The following is a 22,315-nucleotide window of genomic DNA, read 5'->3' as shown; positions in this document are numbered from 1 at the left end:
ACGCCACAGAGGGGACCCGGGACTGCCAGTCGGGCCATCGCTTCGCTCGGCCTTTGTCTCTGCATTACTCCCTCCCCCGTTGGGGGAGGGCTGGGGTGGGGGCCGGCTGTTCGGCTGTTGGCTGCTCACCGCCGTTGGCAGCGCAGGGAAGCCCACAGGGCCCCTGGCTCCGGCTCGCCTTTCTTCTGCCTACTTTTCTTTGGCGAAGCAAAGAAGAGTAGGTCGCCCGCCGGGCCGAGACCCGGCACCCGCAAACAGCAAAACACGCCAACTATCAAATAGATAGCTAATAGCCCAGGCAGCACCTGGGCTAAAGGCATATTTCCCTACGAAACCAACTCACCCACCAAACACCCCAACACCAACCCCAACAAGTGCTCCACATCCCGCGCCACCACAGCCCCCGGCAACGCGATGTCGCCGTGCAGCACGAATACCGGCTTGCCCCACTTGAGGCCCATGGCCATCTCTGACAGCGTGCCCATGTTGCCGCCCACGGCGACGATGCAGACACCGCTGCGGGCCACCAGGGCGTTGCGCATTTCGCCCATGCCGGTGGGGATGGCCACCGTCAGCCATTCGTTGGCGGCGCTGGTGTCTTCTTCGGGCAGCAGGCCCACGGCCACGCCGCCGGCGTCGGTGGCGCCACGGGATGCGGCCGCCATGACACCGCCACGGCCGCCGCAGACTATCGCCATGCCGGCGCCCGCCAGGGCGTGGGCTACCGTGTAGGCGGCCTCGCACTCACGCACGCCACCATCGCCCGGGCCGATCATGGCCACCGGCTGGCGGTGGCGTTGCGGGCCGCGCTGTTTTTGCGCCAGGCGCGCTAGCGCCTCAATGACCGGCGCCGACAGCACCGCGTTCGCGCTTGCGCGTAACGACATCCCCTACTCCCATGACGATCACACACACCACCATCAGCACCAGCGACAAGGCTGCTGCCAGGCCAAAATCCGATCCGCCGTCGCTGACCTGCGCGAGCAGCATCAGCGGCAGGATGTTGAGCTGCGTGCCCACCAGCGCCAGCGCCGTGCCGTAGGTGCCCATGGCCAGCGCCGCCACCAGGCAGGCGCTGGACAGCACCGAGGGCGCGACCTCGGGCACGACCGTGTCCCAGAAGGCGCGCAGGCGCGAGGCACCCAGCGTGCGTGCGGCCAGCAGCGGGCGCTCATCGAAGTTGGCAAACACCGGGTAGAGCGACAGCGCCACGCGCGGGATCAGGTAGTAGGCATAGGCAAAGGCCAGGCCCGACACGCTGTAGATCCAGCTGCCCACGGTGGCTGGGTCGGCACCCAGGCCGGCCAGCAACTGCGTAACAAAACCGGCGCGGCCAAAAGCCAGGATGAAGCCGTAGGCAATCACCAGCCCGGAGAAGGCCAGCGGCAGACCGAGCAAGGTCATCATCCATTGGCGCCGCTGCGCCGGCTGGCGCGCCAGCTCGATCGCGATGCAGGTGCCGACCAGCGCCGACAACGCGCCCGCGACCAGGCCCAGCACCAGCGTGTTGCGCAGCGCACCCATGAAGAGCGGGTTGCCAAACAGGCGGCCAAAGGCGCTGCCGCCGTCGGCAAAAGCCTCAGGCAAGAGCGCGGCCAGCGGTGCCGCAAAGAAGAGCGCCATGAAGGCCCATGCGGGCCAGGCGCCGAAGCGTCGCATCGACACGTGTGCCCTGCCCTACTTGCCGAGCACGGCCTGCGCCCAGAGCTTGTCCAGCTCAGCCTTGCGCTCGGATGCTTTCACCACGTCCAGCGGGCGCACCTGCGGTGCCGGCGGCATCTTGGCGGCGACGTCGGCCGTGAGCGGCGTGCCTGGCACGGCCGGCCGCACAAAGCCTTGCGCGAACAGCGACTGCCCGGCCTCGCTCATGATGAAGTTGAGCCAGAGCTTGCCGGCATTCGGGTTGGGGCCGTTCTTCACCAGGCTGATGGCGTAGGGTGCGGCCACGCTGGCTTCCTTGGGGATCACGACCTCGGCGGCGTCGCCCATGCCGTCTACGTACTTGGCTTTGAGGCCATCGTTTTCGTAGCTGATCCAGATCGGGACTTCGCCCTTCAGGAACTTGGCGTAAGGCGTGGTGCCTTCCACGCGCAGCACATTGCCGGCGGCGTGCAGCTTGCCCAGGTAGTCGGTGCCGGGCTTGATGTTGTCGACGTCACCGCCGTTGGCGTAGGCCGCGGCAAAGGTCAGCACCTGGCCAATGCCGGTGGAGCGCGGGTCGAGATAGACCACGCTGCTCTTGTACTCAGGCTTCAGCAGATCGGCCCAGCTGGTGGGCACGTTCTTCACCAGCTTCTTGTTGACCAGGAAGGCGATGTTGAGCGTGTGGATGGTGAACCAGCGGCCTTCCGCTTCTTTGAACACCGCCGGCAGCTTGTCGAAGTTGACGGGCTTGAAGGGCGCGACCACGTCCTTCTTCACCGCATCCACCGCCGAGGCGGCGAAGTAGTAGGCGGTGTCGGCCTGTGGGCGGCGGCGGGTCTTGTCGAGCGCGACCACGGTGGCGGCCGAGCCGATGTCGTTGTAGGTCAGCTCGATCTCGGGGTAGCGCTTCTTGAAGTCACGGAACAGCGACTTCCAGTTGGCCCACTCGGGACCGGTGTCGAAGGAGACGCACAGGCCTTCCTTTTGCGCCTCGGCGTACAGCGCCTTCTCGCCCGCGTACAGCTCGGGGCCGTCGAAGGCAAAGGCGGTGCGGGCCACGACAGATGCCAGCGGCAGGGCGCCGGCGGCCTGGATCAGGGTTCTGCGATGCATGGAGGTTTCTCCTTCGGACAGTGGATGGGCTAGCTCAGTTATCTAGCAACCGGATGTGCTCCGGCGCCACGGCGATCGCGTCTGCGGCGGGCGTCCGTGATTCGGCCAGGAACGGAACATCCGTCCCCGGCACATGAAAGTCGTAGCGGGTCAGCGCGCCAAAGTAGCGCTGCGCACCAGGCTTGCCGGCCAGGCGATTCAAGGCACCGGCCGGCGGATCGGCCTGCACATGCTCGGGCCGCAGCAGCGCATGCACGGCCGTGCCGACCGTGCGCGTGCCGGTGGGCGCGGCCCATTCGGCAAAGCCCAGGTCGATGCGGTCTTGCGCGCTGACCTTGGCCGGCAGCAGCGTGGACAAGCCCACAAACTGCGCCACCGCGCGGTTGGCCGGGCGCTCGTAGATCTCGCGCGGGGCGGCGATCTGCAGCAGCTTGCCGTCTTGCAGCACCGCCACGCGGTCGGCCATGGTCAGCGCCTCTTCCTGGTCGTGCGTGACCAGCAAGGTGGTGGCGTTGAAGCGCTGCTGGATCTGGCGGATCTGGTCGCGCAGGTGGCCGCGCACGCTGGCGTCCAATGCAGACAGCGGCTCGTCCAGCAGCAGTGCGCGCGGGTCTATCGCCAGCGCCCGCGCCAGGGCCACGCGCTGCTGCTGCCCGCCGGAAAGTTGCGCCACCGCGCGCTGCGCGAAGCTGCCCAGGCCGACCATATCGAGCAGCTCTTGCGCGCGCTTGTGGCGGGCATCGGTGGCCACCTTGCGCAGCTTCAGGCCGTAGGCCACGTTGTCGAGCACGCTCAGGTGCGGGAACAGCGCGTAGCTCTGGAACACCATGCCGATATGGCGCTGGTGCACCGGCTTGGCCGACAGGTCTTCGCCGTCCAGCGCAATGCGGCCGCTGTGGCCGGTAGACAGCCCCGACACCAGCTTGAGCAGGGTCGATTTGCCCGAGCCGCTGGGCCCGATGACCGCGACCAGCTCGCCGGTGCGCACGTCAAGCGATACGTCGTCCAGCCCTTGCGTGCTGCCCGGGTAGGTGTAGGAGACGTGGTCGAGGACGAGGCTCATGAACGTTTAACCAAAGAAGAAGACAGAAAGGCCGACGCACCCGCCAGCACCAGCAGCACCACCGTGGCAGCGCAGGCAAAGCCGGTGGCGCCATAAAAGGCCTGCAGCAGCACGATGGGATAGGTGCGGTTCTGGAAGCTCACCAGCAGGTTGGACAGGCCAAACTCACCGACCGAGATCGCCGCCACCATCACCAGCCCGCTGATCAGGCTCTGCCGCAGGCTGGGCAGCACGATGCCCATGAAGCGCTGCGCGCCCGAGGCGCCCAGCGTGGCCGCGGCCTGCTCCAGCCGGTCCAGGCCCAGATGGCGCAGGTCGGCCAATAAGGTGTTGGTGAGATAGGGCAGCGTGGCCACCGCATGCGCGGCGATCAGCAGCGGCATGGTGCCCAGCCAGGGCAGGTAGTCGGTGTTGAACACCACCATGTAGCCAAAACCCAGCGTGATGGTGGGCACCGCCACCGGCATGGCGCTGACGATGCGCGCGGCCAGGCTGCCGCTGCGGCGCGCGCCGTGGTACAGCGCATAGGCCAGCGGCAGCGCCAGCACGGTATTGATGACACAGGCCGACATGGCCACCAGCAGGCTGTTGACAAAGGCCTTGCGGAAAGACGTGTCCTGCCACAGGTCCCAGTACCACTGGCCGGTGATGCCGGTGGGCAGCAAGGTGTTGGTCCAGCTGCCGCCCACGCTGCCCACCAGCAGCAGCGCAATGGGCAGCAGCAGGTACAGGCCGTAGATCAGCGCAACGCCACGAATCACTGTCGTCTCCGTCTTGGAAGGCGCCTGGGGAAGCTCATACTTTCCAGGCGCGCCAGTTTCAGCCCCACGACTGTGGAGCCCCGGGAATTCTATGCAGCCCGGCATGCACCATGGATGAATAGTGGATGATCAAGCTTGAGCGAAAGGAAAGTGTTTTTCACCGCTGCGACACAATCCCCCCATGAAGCGAGACTGCCCCACCATCCAGGAACTGCTGGCCTTTGACGCCGTGGCCCGCCACGAGAGCATCACCCTGGCCGCCGGCGCACTGTGCATTACCGTGAGCGCCGTCAGCAAGCAGATCGCCGGACTCGAGGCCTTCATCGGCCGGCCGCTGCTGCAAAAGAGCGGCCGCGGCGTGCAGCTCACGCCGCAGGGCCGGGTCTACTGGCAGAAGATTGCAGGCGGCCTGCGCGCCATCGAGACCGCCACCTTCGAGGCCCGATCCGGCGACGCCGGCGCCGGCCTGCTCACGCTGGCCAGCGTGCCCACCTTTCTCACCAAGTGGCTGATCCCGCGCCTGCCGGCCTTCAGCCAGCAGAGCCGCCACGTCACCCTGAGCTTCAGCCGCCACCTGGAGCCCACCGACGGCATCCCGGCCGGGGTGGACGCCGCCATCCGCTATGGCTCAGACGCCTGGCCCGGCGTGGTGTCCGAGTACATCGCCGGCCGCGAGTTTGTGCTGATCGCCGCGCCCGTGCTGCTGGGCGGCGGCCACCGCATCACCCAGCCCGCCGACATCATCGGCCACACCTTGCTACACCACGAAGGCGCCCCCACCGCCTGGCGCCAATGGGCCGCCCAGCACGGCGTGGCCGAGATCCACACCACCGCCGGCCCGCGCTTTGCTCAGTACTCAGCCTTGATACAGGCGGTGCAGAGCGGCCTGGGACTGGGCCTGGTGCCACGCGTGCTGGTGGAGGCCGAACTGGCCGAAGGCGCCCTGCGTTTGCCCTGCGGCGAGCCGGTGACGGTGGACCAGGGGCATTACCTTTGCTATCGGGCGGATCGGCTGCATTTGCCGGCGTTTGTGGCGTTTCGGGAGTGGGTGTTGGGGGAGGGGGCTAGGTCGCAGGGGGGTTAGGGTTTGTTGTTTTGGTTGGTTATTTAGATATCTGGGGTTGCTTGCCTTCGCTGGCGGCGGGTGCCGGGAGTTCGCCCCGGCGGGCGAGTAACTTTCTCTTGTGTCGCCAAGAGAAAGTCACCAAAGAGAAGGCGACCCCGCTGTGGCGGTCCGCTGCGCGGACTGCTCTCCGGTGCTCGGTGCGGGCAGGCGGCTGCGGAACTCGCTTCGCTCAAACAGTCCTCGCCGACCGCGCTACGCGCGGCAACCTGCCCCCACCTCCGCTCCTCGACGCCACAGAGGGGACCCCGGGACTGCCAGCCGGGCCGTCGCTGCGCTCGGCCCGGTATTGCTCCCTCCCTCGCTGGGGGAGGGCTGGGGTGGGGGCCGGCTGTTCGGCTGTTGGCTGCCCACCGCCGTTGGCAGCGCAGGGGAGCCCGAAGGGCCCCTGGCTCCGGCTCGCCTTTCTTTTGCCTAGGGGCGAGTCCCGGCACCCGCAAACAGCAAAACCACAGAACTATCAAATAGATAGCTAATAGCCCAGGCAGCACCTGGGCAAAAGCCACTTTTCATCAAAAAATCACCTAGACCGCGCAAACTCCACATACCAATCCAAACACTCCGGATTGGCCATCGCCTCCCGGTTCACCACCTTCTCCACCGGCTGCCCCAGCAGCAGCTTCTTCACCGGCAGCTCCTGCTTCTTGCCTGACAAGGTGCGCGGGATGGCGGCCACTGCGTAGACGGCGTCGGGCACAAAGCGCGGGGACAGGGCCTCGCGGATGGCGGCGGCGATGCGGCTGCGCAGGGCGTCGTTCAGCACCGCGCCTTCGCGCAGCACCACAAACAGCGGCATCCAGCTGTCGCGGCCCAGCACCTCCAGGTCGACCACGAGCGCGTCCAGCACCTCGGGCAAGGCCTCGACGGCGCGGTAGATCTCGCTGGTGCCCATGCGCAGGCCGTGGCGGTTGATGGTGGCGTCGCTGCGGCCGTGGATGACGCAGCCGCCGTCCTCGCGCAGCAGCAGCCAGTCGCCGTGGCGCCAGACGCCGCCCTGGCCGCCGCGCCGGCCGTGGCCTTGCGGGTAGTGCTCGAAGTAGCTGCCGCGGTAGCGCGCGCCGTCGGCGTCGCCCCAGAAGTACAGGGGCATGGAGGGGATGGGCTGGGTGCAGACCAGCTCGCCCAATTGGCCTATGACCGGCTCGCCGGCCTCGTCCCAAGCCTCAACCGCGGCGCCCAGCATGCGGCACTGCATGACGCCGGGCTGCTGCGGCAGCTCGCGGTTGCCGCCAAGAAAGGCGCCGGCAAAGTCGGTGCCGCCAGAGATGTTGCACCACCAGATGTCCGGCGTGCCGATGGCGGCGAACTGCTGCGACACCCAGGCCTGCACCTCTTCCGACAGCGGCGAGCCGGTGCTGCCCAGCGCCCGCACCTGCGACAGGTCGCCGTAGGCGGCCAGGTCCACGCCGGCCTTCATGCAGCCGGCAAAGAAAGCCGCGCCAGCGCCAAAGAAGCGCACGCCGGTCTCGGCGGCAAAGCGCCACAGCACGCCCCAGTCCGGCCGCTCTTTGCTGCCGCTGGGGCTGCCGTCGTAGATGCAGCAGGTGGCGCCCAGCAGCAGGCCGGCGGCCTGGGCGTTCCACATGACCCAGCCAGTGGAGCTGTACCAGTGAAAGCGCTCGCCCAGGCTGTTGGGCGCGTAGCTCGGGCCCACGTCGTAGTGCAGCGCGCCGTTGGCCATGGCGACGATCAGCGTGCCGCCATGGCCGTGCACGATGGGCTTGGGCGCGCCGGTGGTGCCGCTGGAATAGACGATCCACAGCGGGTGGTCGAACGGCAGCCAAAGCGGCTCGAAAGCCGCCGTTTCTGCATCATTTCGGGCGCAAGCCAAGGCCAGACAACGGCTATCAGCTATAGATCCAGGAGCACCCAGGTGGTGCAGCACCAGCAGCTGCTGCACGCTGGGCAGGGCCGCGCGCAGCTCTTGCACCAGCGCGCGGCGGTCTATGTCGCGGCCGGCGTAGGTCACGCCGTCGCAGGCGATCAGCACCTTGGGCTCGATCTGGCGGAAGCGGTCCAGCACCGCGCCCGCGCCCATGTCGGGCGCGCAGATGCTCCACACCGCGCCAATGCTGGCGCAGGCCAGCAGGCAGACGATGGCCTCGGGCACGTTGGGCAGGTAGGCGGCCACGCAGTCGCCGGGGGCCACGCCGGCGGCCTGCAGCTCCAGCGCCAGCGAGGCGACCTGGCGCCGCAGCTCGGGCCAGGACAGCTCGCGCGCGTTGCCGCGCTCGTCCCGGCTGACGATGGCCGGCAGGCCCGCCGCATCGGCCGCCGCCACATGGCGCAGCGCCTGCTGCGCGTAGTTGACCTGCGCGCCCGGGAACCACACGGCGCCGGGCATGGCGTTGTGGGCCAGCACCGCCAGGTGCGGCGTGGGCGACTGCAACTGGAAGTAATCCCAGATGCTTTGCCAGAAGGCGTCCAGCTCGGTCACCGACCAGCGGTGCAGCGCCGGGTAGTCGTCAAAACGCAGGCCGCGCTCGGCCGCCAGCCACTGGCGGTAGAGCGCCATTTGCGGCACATAAGGCGGCTGCACGTCGGGCGTGATGGCGGGCAGGTGGACAAGGGCAGAGGCATGGGACATGCGCTTGAGCCTATGGCGCAGCGGCCGGCAGCGGGCACCGGGTTTTCACCGGCGGCGTCGTGCCGGCGACAGCCTGCCGCCCTGCAATTTTTAGAAGAAAAATGCCTCTAGCCCATACCCACCAAGGGCTACTAGCTATAGTTTTTGCAGTACCCGTATGCAACACAACGGCTCATGCATCATCGCCACCATGACATTGCAGTACCTGGACTTTGACTACAGCGAAGACGACGAAGGCACCGGCACCTTCGACGCCATGGCCAGCACCGCGCCGCAGCAGGTGGCCGCCGTGCGGGCCGAACTGGTGCGGGTGCTGGCCTGGGCGCACGCGGCCTTCCCCGATGCGCGTGGCCCGGTGGAAGACGGCGGCGAGTGGGACTACGACCTGCGCGGCCACTGCGAGTCCACCGTGCCTGAGCAGTTCACTTTTGACGAGCACGCCGGCCGCCTCGCGGTGCAGCCCGAGCCGCCGGGCACGGTGCGGCACACGGTGAACCTTGCCATCAGCGGCAGCGCGGCCTTTTGCGCGGCGCTGCGCGAGCAGTTCGCGCTGGAATAGCACCCGCCCGCGCAATCGACGGCCGGCATCGTCAAAACAGCGGAAACGCCCGCGCTTTCGACGTTTTGCACGCTGGTGCCTGCCAGAGGCCGCTCCTACCATTTCTCCAACGCACGGCGCCCCGCCGGCCAGGAGAAATGACATGAAAAAAACCGATATCCGCAACGTGCTGGTGCTGGGCGCCGGCAAGGTCGGCAGCACCGTCGCCGACATGCTGGCTGAATACCACGGCCTGCCCGTAACGCTGGCCGACCGCATCGGCTGCGACAGCCCCGGCAGCGACGCCCTGGTGCGCCGCATGCCGCTGGACGTGGACGACGCCGCAGCCCTGGGCCGCGCGCTGGCCGCGCATTCGGTCGTCATCAACGCCCTGCCCTTCTTCCTGGCCGAGCGCGTGGCCGCGCAGGCCGCGCAGCACGGCGTGCACTACTTCGACCTGACCGAAGACGTGGCCGCGACCACCGCCATCCGCCAACTGGGCCGCACGGCGCGCTCGGCACTCATGCCGCAAAGCGGCCTGGCGCCGGGCGTGATCGGCATGCTGGGCGGCCACCTGGCCGGGCAGTTCGACGAGCTGTACGACCTGCGCCTGCGCGTGGGCGCCCTCACGCGCAACGCCACCAACGGCCTGCGCTACAACTTCACCTGGAGCATCGACGGCGTCATCAACGAGTACTGCCACCCCTGCGACGCCATCGTCAACGGCCAGCAGGTATCGGTGCAGCCGCTGGAAGGCCATGAAACCTTCACGCTCGACGCCGAGGCCTACGAGGCCTTCAACACCTCGGGCGGCCTGGGCACGCTGTGCGACACCCTGGCCGGCAAGGTGCGCAACCTTGATTACAAGACCATCCGCTACCCCGGCCACCGCGACGCCATGGCCTTCTTGCTGCAGGACCTGCGCCTGATAGAGCGGCGCGACCTGCTGCGCCAGGTACTGGAGCTGGCCGTGCCGCACAGCCGCGAGGATGTGGTGATCCTGTTTGCCTCGGCCAACGGCCTGCGCCAGGGCCGCTTCGAGCAAGAAACACGGGTGGCGCGCGTCTTTGGCGCGCCGCTGCGCGGTGTGGACCGCACCGCGATTGAGCTGACCACCGCCGCCGGCGTGGTCGGCGTGTTCGAGCTGCTGCGCGAGGGCCGCCTGCCCACCGCCGGCTTCATCGGGCAAGAGCAGGTGCCGCTGGAAGCTTTTCTGGGCACGCGCGTGGGCCACTATTACGCCGGGCTGGGTGTGGGCGCCGCGCCGCATGCAGCGCAGGCACAGCCACAGGCCAAGGAACAGCGCCGCGAGCTTGCCGCCTGCGCTTGAACGCGGCGCACACCGAATACCATCCGCTATTCGACCGGCTGCCGCAGGCGCAGATTCAGGTCGCTCTATCGGGGTTTTGATGAATCACACGGTCGCCGTCATGGGCGCGGGCATTGTCGGCGTGTCGTGCGCCCTGGAACTGCAAAGGCGCGGAGCGCAAGTCACGCTGATCGACCGGCGAGCGCCGGGGCAGGAGACCTCTTACGGCAACGCCGGCGTGATCGCCCGCAGTTCGCTGATGCCCTTCAACCACCCCGGCCTGTGGCGCGCACTGCCCACGCTGCTGCGCAATCAATCAGCACAGTTCCGCTACAACCCGGCCTTTTTGGCGCGCAACGCGGGCTGGGCGCTGGGCTTTCTGGCGAATGCGCGCCGCTCCGTGTTCGAGCAAACCACCACTGCGCTGGACGCGCTGATCCGCCTGTCCATGGCCGAGCACCTGCGCCTGCTCGACCAGGCCGGCGCACGCCAGCGCCTGCGCGAAAACGGCTGGCTGTTTCTGTACCGCAGTGCCGAGGCCTTTGCGCGCGGCCAGGCCTCACGCAACACCTTTGAGCACTTTGGCGTAGCCACCGAGGCGCTGGACCCGCACGGCCTGTCGGACCTGGAGCCGCACCTGGCGCCCATCTTCCCCAAGGCCTTGTGGATCAAGGACACGGCGTCGGTCGACAGCCCGGGCCAGGTCGTGGCGGCCTATGCCCGCTTGTTTGCAGAGCGCGGCGGCAACATAGAGCAGCGCGAGGTCACGGGCCTGGAGCGCGATGGCAGCGGCTGGCGGCTGCGCGATGCGGCGGGCGGCGCCACGGCCGCCGACCAGGTCGTCGTCGCGCTGGGGCCTTGGGCCAAGGATTTTCTGGGCCCGCTGGGGCTCTCGGTGCCCATGGCCTTTGAGCGCGGCTACCACATGCATTACGGCGCCACCGGCGGCGCCACGTTGAACCGGCCCATCTACGACACCGGCGGCGCCTATGTGCTGTCGCCCATGGAGCAGGGCCTGCGCCTGAGCACCGGCGTGGAGCTGACCGACTGCGACGCACCGCCCAACCTGACGCAACTGACATTGGCCGAACAAGCCGCCACCGCCGCCTTCCCGCTGGGCCAGCGCCTGGAAGACACGCCCTGGCTGGGCCGCCGCCCGACGCTGCCCGACAGCCGCCCGGTGATTGGCGCCGCGCCCCGGCACCCGGGCCTGTGGCTGGCCTTTGGCCACCAGCACATTGGCTTCAACACCGGCCCGGGCACGGCCGCAGTGCTGGCATCGCTCATGGCGGGGGAAGCCCCGGCCATCGACCCGGCGCCGTTCCGGCCAGAGCGCTTCATCCGGTAACGCGCACAGAGGCGGCCCGGGCAGACTCTAAACTCGCGGCCTGATAAAGATGGCGAGCTTATTGCTTGGAGAATGTAATGACCACTAAACGACGCTTCGCTCACGTTCTGATCGCCCTTGCCGGCATCGTCTCCTTCGGTGCCGCCCTGGCGCAAGACGCCGCTGAAAGCTCGCTGGCCCGCGTCCAGCGCACCAAGACGCTGCGCGTAGGCACGGTGGCGGGGGCCGTTCCCTACTTCAACAAGGACATCACGTCCGGCAAATGGGAAGGCTTTGGCCCCGACTTTGCCGAGAGCCTGGGCAAGAAGCTCGGCGTCAAGGTCGAGTACGTGGAAACCACCTGGGGCAATGCGGTGCTGGACATCCAGGCCAACAAGATCGACCTCATGTTTGGCATGGCGCCCACGCCGGCCCGGCGCGAGGTGGTCGGCTTCTCTGACACGCTGTTCGACAACACCTACACCGTGGTCTGCAAGAAGGGCTTCCCGCAAAAGACCTGGGAGCAGCTCAACACGCCCGACACCAAGGTGGTGGTGGACGTGGGCTCCAGCCACGACCAGCTCGCCACCAAGGTGCTGACCAAGGCCAACGTGAGCCGCCTGGAAAACTCCGGCTCCGCCACCCTGGCCCTGCAATCCGGCCGCGCCGACTGCCAGATCCTGGTGGTGCTGCTGGCCCAGCCCCTGCTCACCAAGCGCCCGGGCATCGGCACCATGTACATCCCAACCCCGGTAGAGACCGCGCCGGTCAGCATCGGCATGCGCAAAGAGGCCGACACCGGCCTGCAAAAGGCCGTCAACACCTGGCTGGCCGAGGTGCGCGCCAAGGGCGAGGTGCGCAACGTGATCCTGCAGAACATGGAGAAGCTGGCCGGCGTGCCCGCCAGCGCCTTCCCGCCCGAGATCAAGTTCTAAGAGGCCCGCCGTGGAAGAAGCAAACTCCCAGGCCGGCCAGGGGAGCTGGAGGCATCGCTCGCGCCTGACCTCCATCCTGGTGCTTGCCCTGGGCCTGGTCGGCCTGTGGGCCATCCTCAAGCATTTCTCGGCCGGGGCGGTGGCCTATGACTGGGATTTCGGCTCGCTCTGGAAGTACCGCTGGCTGCTGCTGTCGGGCATTGGCTACACGCTGCTGTTCACCGTGATGTGCGTGGCGCTGGGCCTGCTGATTGGCCTGGTGACCGGGCTCGGGCGCCTATCCAGCAACCCCTACATCACGGCGCCGCTGCGCGCCTATATCGAGATCTTTCGCTGCACGCCGGTGCTGGTGCAACTGGTGTGGTTCTATTACGCGTTGCCGGTGCTCACCGGCATAGAGATGTCGGCGGTGGTCGCGGCCACCATCTGCCTGTCGCTGTATGGCGGCGCGTTTTATTCCGAGATCGTGCGCGGCGGCATCATCTCCACCGACCTGGGCCAGACCGAGGCCGCCAAGGCACTGGGCATGACGCGCCTGCAGCTGCTGCGCCGCATCGTGCTACCGCAGGCCTTCAAGAAGATGGTCCCGCCGCTGATGAACCAATCCATCATGCAGCTCAAAAACACCTCGCTGCTGTCGGTGCTGGCCGTGCCCGACCTGCTCTACCAGGGCCAGGTGATCGCGCATGACACCTACCGGCCGCTGGAGATCTATACCTTCATCGCCGTGGCCTACTTTGCGGTGCTGCTGCCGGTGACGATCTGGGCCAAGCGCATGGAATTTGGCACGGCGCCCAAGGAGGTATGACATGGCCCAGGCATTGATAGAGATCAAGGGGCTGAAGAAGTCCTTCGGCGGGCACACCGTGCTCAAGGACATCACGCTGCAGGTAGAGCGCGGCCAGGTGGTGGCGATGATCGGGCCTTCGGGCTCGGGCAAGTCCACGCTGCTGCGCTGCATCAACCTGCTGACCGTGCCCGAGGGCGGGCAGATCACCGTGGGCGAGCAGACCATTGCCTTCTGCGGCGCGCAAACCGTGCTGCCGTCAGAGCGCAAGCTGGCGCGTTTTCGTGCCACCACCGGCATGGTGTTTCAGCACTTCAATTTGTTCCCGCACATGACGGCGCTGCAGAACGTCATGGAAGGCCCGCTCACCGTTTTGAAAACGCCCAAGGCGCAAGCCCAGGCCGAAGCCCGGGCGCTGCTGCAGAAGGTGGGCCTGCTGGAGCGTGCCGACTACTACCCCGACAAGCTCTCTGGCGGCCAGAAGCAGCGCGTGGCGATTGCCCGCGCGCTGGCCATGAAGCCTGCGGTGATGCTGTTCGACGAGGCCACCTCGGCCCTGGACCCAGAGCTGGTGGGCGAGGTGCTCAACGTCATCAAGGGCCTGGCCAAAGAGGGCATGACCATGATCCTGGTCACGCACGAGATCGGCTTTGCGCGCGAGGTGGCCGACCAGGTGATCTTCATGCGCGACGGCGTCGTCGCCGAGGCCGGGCCGCCCAGCGTGGTCATAGACAAGCCGCAGAACGAAGCCACCCGCGCCTTCCTGGGCCGCTTCAACGCCGCCGCCGCAACTGCGTGAAGCACGGGCATGGCGGCGCCCGGGACACAATAGCCCGGAACCCAAACAGAGGCAGGCCATGGACCTACGGCTAGACGACACCGACCGACACCTGCTGGGCCTGCTGCAGGCCAATGCACGCGAACCCGCAGCCACGCTGGCGCGCAAGCTGAAGATTGCGCGCACCACCGTGGTCGCACGTATTGCGCGGCTGGAGCGCGAAGGCATCGTCGCCGGCTACGGCGTGCGCCTGGGCCGCCGCCTGGAGCAGGCCGCCGTGCGCGCCTACTGCGGCCTGAGCGTCAACGCCAAAAGCACGGCAGCCGTCATCAAGGCGCTGGAGCGCCTGCCCGAGGTCGAAGAGGTCTCGGCCGTGAGCGGCCAGTTCGACTACATGGTGTTCTTGCGCTGCGAGACGCCCGAGCAGCTCAACAGCCTGCTGGACCAGTTGGGCCAGATCGAAGGCGTGCACCAGACCCACACCTCCGTCGTACTGAGCCGCAGCATCGACCGCCGCAGCGCGGTCGGTAGCGCCAACTGAAAGCGAAAGCGATAGCCATGGACGGCTTTCTCGGCATGCTGATGCTGGACACCCGCTTCCCACGCCCGCCCGGCGACATCGGCTGCCCCGAAACCTTCAGCCGCGCCGGCATACCGGTGCGCTTCGTGACCGTGCAAGGCGCATCGCCCAAACGCATCGTGCAAGAGGCCGACCCCACGCTGCTGCAACCCTTCGTCACCGCCGCGCAAGCACTGGCCCAACAAGGCGCACGCCTGATCTCCACCAGCTGCGGCTTCCTCGCCGCCCACCAGACCCGCTTGGCACAAGCCGTGCCCGTGCCGGTCATCACCTCCAGCCTGCTGCAATGCAGCCGCTACCCACGCCCCGGCATCGTCACCTTCGACGCCGCATCCCTCAACCCCAGCATCCTGGCAGCAGCCGGCGTGCCGGTGGGCACACCCGTGCAAGGCATAGAGCCTGGCTGCGAAATGCACCAGCGCATCTTGTCCAACGACACCGTGCTTGACCTTGCAGAAGCTGAACGCAACGTGGTCGCCGCAGCGCTAACGCTAGTGCAGCGCCACCCGGAGGTCACGGACATCGTGCTGGAGTGCACCAATATGCCGCCGTACCGGCAGAGCGTGGCAAAGGCTACGGGGCGGCGGGTGGTGGATATTGAGACGCTGTTGGTGGGGGTTTGGGGTGGGTTGGAAGTGGGTGTTGGCTCTGCGTAGATGCGGGGATTCGGGCGTCTAGTGCCTTGCGGGCGGAAGCCGCTGGAGGCGTGGCCGGGCTTTGTGGCCGCAGCAGACCGGAAGCGGACTGCAAGTCCACCTTAAGGCGATCGTTACGTCCGGATGAAAAATGGCTAGACCTGATCTTGGGAGCTTGGAGGAAGAGTGGGCTGAATGGTCTTGCGCCTATACCGCACCGGGAAGAGGTAGTCCTTAACCAGAACTCTCCTGTTCCAAATAAGTTCTTCTTCCATCGCGACAACAGCATCTCTGTAGGCCCCGCTCAATGCGAGCAACTGTCCCTCTGAGAGGGGAGGACCTGTTTCTGCTTTGTAGATGAGCATGTTCACTTCACCATTACAGCAAAAGACCATTTGATGCGCTTCCGAGAGCAGCGGAAAGTACAAGCGCACAAGCATGATGATCTTCTTATGAAGATCGAGGCCTTGACGATCAACTGAGTGGCCGCTGATTGTCGGCTTGGTAAAGGGCGTCGCCGATGCGAGCGGAAGAGCCTCCTCAACTCTCCTGACATTGTGTGCGGATATCTCGTTCAGGGCCAAGTAGAGCTCCTCAAGCTTTTTAGTGAGGAGCTCCGTCCTCGCCCTCCGGCCCAAGATCCATTGCGTCAGAACTGTGACCAATACGGTAATACCCGCGGCCAGACCGGCTGTCAGTATTGCAATGGCGCCCTGTGGTGCCGAAGAGAGCCACTCTACAAAAGCCGGCATTGGTTTCTTGGGGTAGGTCGTTGAAATTGAGCCTCAGACCAGGGCTTGTCGAAGGCTGTCGACTCAAACAACAACCTACCCATCATCTGCGGCCGCCCTGCGCCTGGCCAAGAGCAAAGACCAAAAACATTGCCAAAAGCACTGTCAAGAACGCATCGAAGAAGGTCTTTTCGTAGAAAAGCCAAATTGAAGTCGCCGCGACAGGAATGCAGAAGAAAAAGAACACCAACATCGTGACGGCTGACCAAATACGGGAAGTAACCGGATGGATTGAATCGATGATCGGATACAACATGGAAGTGCCAAACTCCGCAATGACGAGAAGCGGAAAATAGAGAACAGCCGCAATGATAAAGAAGGTAATTTGAAGGTAGTCCTTACCAACGGGAATGGGGGGCAAAATATCCCCGATGAATCTTGCATGACTAAGGAGAACGTCGCCCTTTGAAAACAATGCTTTGAACAAGAGCGGCATTGTTACTGAAAGATAGAGCGCCCCGAAGGTTGCCAGATAGAAAATGAACCTGTGCGCAACGCGCTCAAGGGATTTCCGATTCTGCACGCGTCGATCAAGATTGGCATCAACCTGCACCTTCTTCGGCTCAGGCCGTGCGGCGGTGGGCGGAGGCCGATTTCCACGCCTCCGCCATAGCGAGACAATCCCAGCAAATACGAATGAGGCGACGACGCTTAGGAAGATGCTCCAGAGATCACTTGCCATACAAAACTTCCGAACCAAGAGTTAACGTGTTTCATATCGTACGATGCTGCGACATAACGTGCAATTTTGACCACTTGCAGCCAGAGACTTATTCCAATAAAAATATCAGCAGGCCCGGCCTCATGTCGAGTTTCTCGCTCGATATTCGAATCAATCTCCGACCAGTCGTTGTGGTTTGCAGACCTCCCATTTTGGGGATGCTTGCCAAGAAGGCCGTGCTCGCTGCATTGCGAGCACTCATAGCAGCAACACCCAATCCAGCCCATCCACAGCGATGGAATCAGCCGCACGTCGCTAATCCGCGGCCCAATCGCGCCGTTCCCGCCTCCCCAGTCGCACAACCTCGCGCGATGCGCTGTTACGAAAGCACATCAGTTCAGCCAGGAGTCAATCTACGGAAAGGATCATGCTCACGCCGCCACCCCAAACCGCTCAATCCCAGCCAGCCTTGGCCCCAGCACTTCGCGCGCCTGCGCTACGTCGTAGTGCGATTGCAGATTGATAAACCCCTCGGCTTCGACGCCGAAGAATTGGCCCAGCAGCACCGCTGTCTCGGCCGTGATGGAGCGGTTGCCATGCACGATTTCATTGATCCGGCGCGGCGACACGCCAATGCCTTTTGCCAGGGCGGACTGGGACACTCCCAGCGGGTTCATCCACTCTTCGAGCAGGATCACGCCGGGGTGTACGAGAGGAATTTGACGGGCCATAGGTAGCTCCTAAACAGTGTCCGTAGTAGTTCACGATTTCAACGTTCATAGGGCCAGCGCCAGCCTACACAAAGCCACGCGCCATGGGTCATTGAGCCCTCACCCCGGCACCGGCAACGCCCCCCGCAAAAACTCCAGAAACACCGCCACGCCCGCTGGCAGCGTGCGCCCATGCAGGGTTTGCAGCTCTATCGCGCGGCGGTCCAGGCCGCGTTCGCGCAGCGCCACGCCGTGCAGCTCGCCGCGCTGCATGCGGTGGCGCACGGTGATCTCGCCTGAGATCGACACCACGCCGCTATGCAGCACGAAGTTGGTCAGGGTCTCGAAGCTGCTGCTGGTCAGCACCGGTTCGAACACCAGGCCGCGGTGGCTGCAGCCTATGTCGAACAACTGGCGCACGGTGTTGTCGCGGTCAGGCAAGGCCACCGGGTGGGGGTGGAGTTGCGCCAGCGTCAGGCTACGCAGCGATGCCAGCGGGTGATCCGGCCGCATGATGGCCAGCACGGGCGCGGTCTGGCGGTGCACCACGCGGATGCCCTGCTCGGCGGTGCGGCTGTAGGTCAGGCCGATGTCGACATCGCCGTGCAGCACGGCGGTGGTGACATTGGCCGGGCTGGCGACCTGCAGCTGGAACTGCAGGCCCGGGTACTGCAGCCGGAAGTCGGCAATGGCACGCGGCAGAAATTCAATGGCAAAGCCGGCCGAGCTGGCCAGGCGCACGCGGCCGCGGCGCAGGCCTTGCAGTGCCTCGATGTCGGCCACCACGCGCTCGGCCTCCAGCGCGCCACGGCGGGCATGCACGGCCAGCAACTCGCCTGCGGCGCTGGGCACCATGCCGCGCGGGCGGCGCTCGAACAGGGCCACGCCCAGCGCGGCCTCCAGCCCCGATATCTGCCGGCTCACGGCCGAGCCCGAGACGCACAGGCGCCCGGCGGCCTCGCTGATCGAGCCGCAGCGCACCACTTCCAGGAAATAGCGCAGGGCGGTGTCTTGCAGATGCGGAGCTTGCATGGCAGTGGTGTGCGTAAAACGCAAGGCTTGCTTGCAGAAATTGTGATTGTCGCAAGGCATGGCGCTTTCTACGATGCAGACAACCCGCATCCCCGCACACCTTTTCTGCGACTGCCCACAGCCCATGAATGCCCGCGCTCCCAGCCCCGCCGCCCAGGACATTGTTGAACTCGACGCGGTGGCCTTGTCGCAGGCCATTCGCCAGCGCGCGCTGTCTTGTGCGGAGGTGCTGGAGGCCTACCTGGCGCAGATCGACCGCTTCAACCCGCAGGTCAATGCCCTGGTGGCGTTGCAAGAGCGTGATGGCTTGCGGCAACTGGCGGCCGAGCGCGATGCGCAACTGGCTGCGGGCGAGTACCTGGGCCCGCTGCACGGTTTCCCGCAGGCGCCCAAAGACATCATGCCGGCCGCCGGCATGGTGACGACGCGGGGCTCACCGATCTTTGCCGGCCAGGTGTCGGCCACCGACGCGGTGGTGTTCGAGCGCATGCGGCGCGGCGGTGCGCTGTTTGTGGGGCGCAGCAACACGCCCGAGTTTGGCCTGGGCGGCCACACCTACAACCCGGTCTACGGCACCACCGGCAATGCCTACGTGCCCGGCCGCAGCGCGGGCGGCAGCAGCGGCGGCGCGGCCAGCGCGGTGGCGCTGCACATGCTGCCGGTGGCAGACGGCTCAGACATGATGGGCTCGCTGCGCACGCCGGCGGCCTTCAACAACGTCTACGGCCTGCGCACGTCCTTTGGCTGCGTGCCGCACGGGCCGACGGAGGAGGTGTTCTTCCAGCAGTTCAGCGTGGCCGGCCCGATGGCGCGCAACATCCCCGACCTGGCGCTGCTGCTGTCGGTGCAGGCCGGCTTTGACGCCCGCCTGCCACTGACGCGCCGGCAGGACGACGCGGCGGCCTTCAGCGCGCCGCTGGAACGCGACTTTGCCGGTACGCGCATTGGCTGGCTGGGCGACCTGGGCGGCCACCTGGCGACCGAGCCCGGCGTGCTGGAGGTCTGCACCCAGGCGCTGCGGCATTTCGAGACCATGGGCTGCACGGTCGATGCGGTGACGCCGGCCTTCGACCTGGAGCGCCTGTGGCGCGCCTGGATCGACCTGCGCAGCTTCAACGTGGCCGGCAACAACGCAGCGCTCTACCGCGACCCGGCCAAGCGCGCGCTGCTCAAGCCAGAGGCGCTGTGGGAGATAGAGCGCGGCCAGCAGTTGTCTGGCCCGGACATCTTCCGCGCCGCCTGCGACCGCAGCGCCTGGTACCAGGTGCTGCGCGGGCTGTTCGAGCAGTACGACTACCTGGTACTGCCGGGCGCCCAGGTGTTCCCGTTCGACGCGCAACTGGACTGGCCCAAGACGATCAACGGCCGCGCCATGGACAGCTACCACCGCTGGATGGAGGTGGTGGTGCCCGCCACCATGGCCGGCCTGCCCGCGCTCGGCGCACCGGCCGGCTTTGGCGCGGGCGGCCTGCCCATGGGCCTGCAGATCATCGGCCCGGCGCAGGCCGACTGGGCGCTGCTGCAACTGGGCCACGCCTATGACCAGGCCAGCGGCCATGCACGGGTGCGCAGCCCGCTGTTGGGCTAATGTTTTCTTCCTCGACTGGAGTTTTGATGACGACACCCGGATTGATCCGCCTTGCCGCCCGCCTCACCACCGGCCTGGCCGCCACTCTGGCGCTGGCCCTGCCGGCCTTGGCGCAAACGCACTACCCCGACCGTCCGGTGAAGCTGATCATTCCGTACGCGGCCGGCGGCGCCACCGACGTGCTCGGGCGGGTGCTGGCCGTGGGCCTGGGCGAGAAGCTGGGCCAGCCGGTGGTGGTGGAGAACAAGCCCGGCGCCAGCACGGTGCTGGCCGCCGGCCAGGTGGCCAAGATGCCGCCCGACGGCTACACGCTGCTGCTGGGCGCCAGCACCACGCTCACGCTCAACCCGGCGATCCGCCCGCAACTGCCCTATGACCCGGTCCGCAGCTTCACGCCGATCGGCATGCTGGCCGACATGCCCTTGGTGCTGGTGGCCAACAGCGCCGGCCCCACTTCGCTGAAAGAGCTGGTCACGCAGGCCAAGGCACAGCCAGACAAGTTCTCTTACGGCTCCTTTGGCACCGGCTCGTCGGTGCACTTTGGCGGGGAAATGCTCAAGTCCACGACCGGCATCCAGATGGTGCACATCCCCTTCAACGGCAGCGCCCCCAGCCTCAATGCGCTGATGGGCGGGCAGGTCGAGCTGGCGGTGGATTCGGTGGTGGCGTCGGGCCCGCTGATCAAGGGCGGACGGATCAGGCCACTGGCCGTGCTGTCGGCCCAGCGCCTGCCGCTGCTGCCCGATGTGCCCACCGTGGCCGAAAGCGGCTACCCCGGCTTTGCCATGGACACCTGGTTTGCGCTGCTGGCACCGGCCGGCTTGCCGCCCGCAGTGCAGCGCCAGCTGGAGAAGGCACTGGCCGACGTGGCGGCCACGCCCGAGATGAAGAAGAAGCTGGGCGAGCTGGGCCTGGTGCCGGCTTATGGCAATGGCGCGGCGTTGGCGGCCCGGGTGGATAGGGAACTGCCGCTGATGCGGGCGGTGGCCCAGCGGGCGAGTATTCGGGCGGATTGAGGGCCGTCGTTCAAAGGCTTTGAGCTATCCGTTCCTGTGAGCCTTGCAGGCGGCGGGTGCCGGGAGTTCGCCCCGGCGGGCGAGTAACTTTCTCTTGAGGTCTGCCCAAGAGAAAGTCACCAAAGAGAAGGCGACCCCACTGTGGCGGCCCGGGACTGCCAGTCGGGCCGTCGCTGCGCTCGGCCTTGGTTCTGCGCGTTAATATTAAATTGATAGCTAATAGCCCAGTCTCCGCCTGGGCTAGAGGCACTTTTCATCAATAATCGAAAAGCACCCACTCACCCCACCGCATGCGCCGCCAGCAAACACTCCCTAAACGCCTGCGCCGCGCGTGAGGGCTGGGGCGATCGCCGCAGCATGCAGACGAACTGGCACTCATAGCGCAGCCGCTGCGGCGCCACGGCCTGCATGCGGCTGCTGCGCTCGAAGGCTTCGGCGTAGTGGTCGGGCAGAAAACCCAGGTAGCGGCCGGACAGGATCAGCGTGGCGATGGATTCCTGATCGAAGCCGGTGGCCTTGCGCGGCAGGCGGGCGCCGTGGCTTAGCTCCATGTTGGGCGAGTGGTAGCCCAGCCCGGCAAAGCCCCAGGCGCGCAGGCCGTCCCAGTCGAGTGCGCTGTGGTCTGCGCCAAACAGCGGGTGGCCGGCGCCGCAGTAGAGCTGCATGGATTCAGTAAACAGCTCGTCATACAGCAGGCTTTGCGAATGCCGGTGCGCCGGGATGATGCCGACCTGAAAGCTGCCGTCGATCAACCCGCGCTCAATGGCGTTGATCGATGCCACGTGCATCTGCAGCCCGACCTCGGGCGCGCGCCCGGCAAACAGCGCAATCGCCTCGCCAATGCGCGCCTGCGGGTTGCTGGCGGTTTTGTCGAACACGGCCACGGCCAATTGGCCGCCCATGCGCTGGTGGATGTCATCGACGCCGCTGCGAAACACATCCACCGCCGCCAGCAGGCGCTCGGTTTCTTCGTACACGCGCTGGCCCTCGGCGGTCAGCGCAAAGCCGGCCCGGCCACGCCGGCACAGCACCAGGCCCAGGCGGGTTTCCAGGTCTTTGACGTGGCGGCTGACGGTAGAGGTGCCGATGTTCAGCTCCAGCTCGGCCGCGGCCATGCCGCCGCAGTCGGCCACGCTCTTGAACACGCGCAGCAGGCGCAGGTCCATGTCGCTGAGCTGGCCCAGCACGGCGCGGCTCTTGCCGGGTGAGGCAGCGGCTGGCCGGCGGGGTGGGCGGGATGGCTTTGCTTGCATAAACTGGCAAGTGAACATTGATATCGCTCTATTCTCAAGACTATCGCGCCGCCCAACAATCCCCCTCATTCCTCCTACGGACTA

At 66.4% G+C, this 22,315-nt stretch carries 22 protein-coding genes; 11 read left to right on the top strand and 11 right to left on the bottom strand.

Annotated elements, in window-relative coordinates:
* Positions 1-326: 326 nt before the first annotated feature.
* From AAFF27_01500 to AAFF27_01480, 5 genes are read right to left on the bottom strand one after another with little or no spacing between them, the layout of a single operon-like run.
* Positions 327-887: a TIGR00725 family protein gene (locus AAFF27_01500; GenBank protein ID XAH23889.1), complete on the bottom strand. Its 561-nt coding sequence runs from the start codon at positions 885-887 to the stop codon at positions 327-329.
* On the bottom strand, positions 838-1,659 hold the full coding sequence (locus AAFF27_01495) for an ABC transporter permease subunit (protein ID XAH23888.1): 822 nt from the start codon (positions 1,657-1,659) through the stop codon (positions 838-840). The genes AAFF27_01500 and AAFF27_01495 overlap by 50 nt, the downstream gene beginning before the upstream one ends.
* Positions 1,660-1,677: 18 nt before the next feature.
* Complete coding sequence (locus tag AAFF27_01490; GenBank protein XAH23887.1) at positions 1,678-2,757, bottom strand: extracellular solute-binding protein; 1,080 nt, start codon at positions 2,755-2,757, stop codon at positions 1,678-1,680.
* Between the two features lie 34 nt (positions 2,758-2,791).
* Positions 2,792-3,820, bottom strand: coding sequence for an ABC transporter ATP-binding protein (locus AAFF27_01485; GenBank protein XAH23886.1), 1,029 nt, complete (start codon positions 3,818-3,820; stop codon positions 2,792-2,794).
* Positions 3,817-4,581: an ABC transporter permease subunit gene (locus tag AAFF27_01480; protein XAH23885.1), complete on the bottom strand. Its 765-nt coding sequence runs from the start codon at positions 4,579-4,581 to the stop codon at positions 3,817-3,819. Before AAFF27_01480 ends, AAFF27_01485 begins: the two co-directional genes overlap by 4 nt.
* Positions 4,582-4,762: 181 nt before the next feature.
* Here AAFF27_01480 and AAFF27_01475 point away from each other — a divergent pair, with 181 nt between their 5' ends.
* Positions 4,763-5,665 (top strand): LysR substrate-binding domain-containing protein, encoded by a 903-nt coding sequence (locus AAFF27_01475; protein XAH23884.1) that lies wholly within the window; start codon positions 4,763-4,765, stop codon positions 5,663-5,665.
* A 559-nt stretch (positions 5,666-6,224) separates the two neighbouring features.
* Here the strand turns inward: AAFF27_01475 and AAFF27_01470 are convergent.
* Complete coding sequence (locus tag AAFF27_01470; GenBank protein ID XAH23883.1) at positions 6,225-8,291, bottom strand: acetoacetate--CoA ligase; 2,067 nt, start codon at positions 8,289-8,291, stop codon at positions 6,225-6,227.
* A gap of 190 nt (positions 8,292-8,481) precedes the next feature.
* Between AAFF27_01470 and AAFF27_01465 the strand changes: the two genes are divergently transcribed.
* The 8 genes from AAFF27_01465 (at position 8,482) to AAFF27_01430 (ending at position 15,201) form a co-directional block, all read left to right on the top strand.
* Complete coding sequence (locus tag AAFF27_01465) at positions 8,482-8,850, top strand: hypothetical protein (protein ID XAH26358.1); 369 nt, start codon at positions 8,482-8,484, stop codon at positions 8,848-8,850.
* 142 nt (positions 8,851-8,992) lie between these two features.
* A complete protein-coding gene (locus AAFF27_01460) occupies positions 8,993-10,159 on the top strand; it encodes a saccharopine dehydrogenase C-terminal domain-containing protein (GenBank protein ID XAH23882.1) in 1,167 nt (388 codons plus the stop codon).
* A 79-nt stretch (positions 10,160-10,238) separates the two neighbouring features.
* A complete protein-coding gene (locus tag AAFF27_01455; protein XAH23881.1) occupies positions 10,239-11,486 on the top strand; it encodes an FAD-dependent oxidoreductase in 1,248 nt (415 codons plus the stop codon).
* 77 nt (positions 11,487-11,563) lie between these two features.
* Positions 11,564-12,400 (top strand): transporter substrate-binding domain-containing protein, encoded by an 837-nt coding sequence (locus tag AAFF27_01450; GenBank protein ID XAH23880.1) that lies wholly within the window; start codon positions 11,564-11,566, stop codon positions 12,398-12,400.
* A gap of 139 nt (positions 12,401-12,539) precedes the next feature.
* Positions 12,540-13,208: an amino acid ABC transporter permease gene (locus AAFF27_01445; GenBank protein XAH26357.1), complete on the top strand. Its 669-nt coding sequence runs from the start codon at positions 12,540-12,542 to the stop codon at positions 13,206-13,208.
* A gap of 1 nt (position 13,209) precedes the next feature.
* Positions 13,210-13,986 (top strand): amino acid ABC transporter ATP-binding protein, encoded by a 777-nt coding sequence (locus AAFF27_01440; protein XAH23879.1) that lies wholly within the window; start codon positions 13,210-13,212, stop codon positions 13,984-13,986.
* Positions 13,987-14,044: 58 nt separating this feature from the next.
* Positions 14,045-14,506, top strand: coding sequence for an Lrp/AsnC family transcriptional regulator (locus tag AAFF27_01435; GenBank protein XAH23878.1), 462 nt, complete (start codon positions 14,045-14,047; stop codon positions 14,504-14,506).
* 17 nt (positions 14,507-14,523) lie between these two features.
* Positions 14,524-15,201: an aspartate/glutamate racemase family protein gene (locus AAFF27_01430; GenBank protein ID XAH23877.1), complete on the top strand. Its 678-nt coding sequence runs from the start codon at positions 14,524-14,526 to the stop codon at positions 15,199-15,201.
* Between the two features lie 134 nt (positions 15,202-15,335).
* Here AAFF27_01430 and AAFF27_01425 read toward each other — a convergent pair whose 3' ends face one another.
* From AAFF27_01425 to AAFF27_01410, 4 genes are all read right to left on the bottom strand, one after another.
* Positions 15,336-15,932 carry a hypothetical protein gene (locus tag AAFF27_01425; GenBank protein XAH23876.1) on the bottom strand — a complete coding sequence of 199 codons (597 nt, stop codon included), beginning with the start codon at positions 15,930-15,932 and terminating at the stop codon, positions 15,336-15,338.
* Positions 15,933-16,014: 82 nt separating this feature from the next.
* A complete protein-coding gene (locus AAFF27_01420; GenBank protein ID XAH23875.1) occupies positions 16,015-16,653 on the bottom strand; it encodes a hypothetical protein in 639 nt (212 codons plus the stop codon).
* A 410-nt stretch (positions 16,654-17,063) separates the two neighbouring features.
* Entirely contained in the window at positions 17,064-17,363 is a 300-nt protein-coding gene (locus tag AAFF27_01415; GenBank protein ID XAH23874.1) for a HigA family addiction module antitoxin, read from the bottom strand.
* 99 nt (positions 17,364-17,462) lie between these two features.
* Entirely contained in the window at positions 17,463-18,374 is a 912-nt protein-coding gene (locus tag AAFF27_01410; protein XAH23873.1) for a LysR family transcriptional regulator, read from the bottom strand.
* Positions 18,375-18,498: 124 nt separating this feature from the next.
* On the opposite strand from AAFF27_01410, the gene AAFF27_01405 reads away from it, so the two are divergent.
* On the top strand, positions 18,499-19,962 hold the full coding sequence (locus tag AAFF27_01405; protein ID XAH23872.1) for an amidase: 1,464 nt from the start codon (positions 18,499-18,501) through the stop codon (positions 19,960-19,962).
* Positions 19,963-19,988: 26 nt separating this feature from the next.
* Positions 19,989-20,978, top strand: coding sequence for a tripartite tricarboxylate transporter substrate binding protein (locus tag AAFF27_01400; GenBank protein XAH23871.1), 990 nt, complete (start codon positions 19,989-19,991; stop codon positions 20,976-20,978).
* Between the two features lie 278 nt (positions 20,979-21,256).
* Here the strand turns inward: AAFF27_01400 and AAFF27_01395 are convergent, their stop codons facing one another.
* A complete protein-coding gene (locus AAFF27_01395; protein XAH23870.1) occupies positions 21,257-22,231 on the bottom strand; it encodes a LysR family transcriptional regulator in 975 nt (324 codons plus the stop codon).
* Positions 22,232-22,315 lie beyond the last annotated feature (84 nt).

This window comes from Xylophilus sp. GW821-FHT01B05 (assembly GCA_038961845.1).
Classification (GTDB): Bacteria; Pseudomonadota; Gammaproteobacteria; order Burkholderiales; family Burkholderiaceae_C; genus Xylophilus.
Note: the sequence above shows the minus strand (reverse complement) of the source record. Positions and strands in the feature narration are given on the sequence as shown.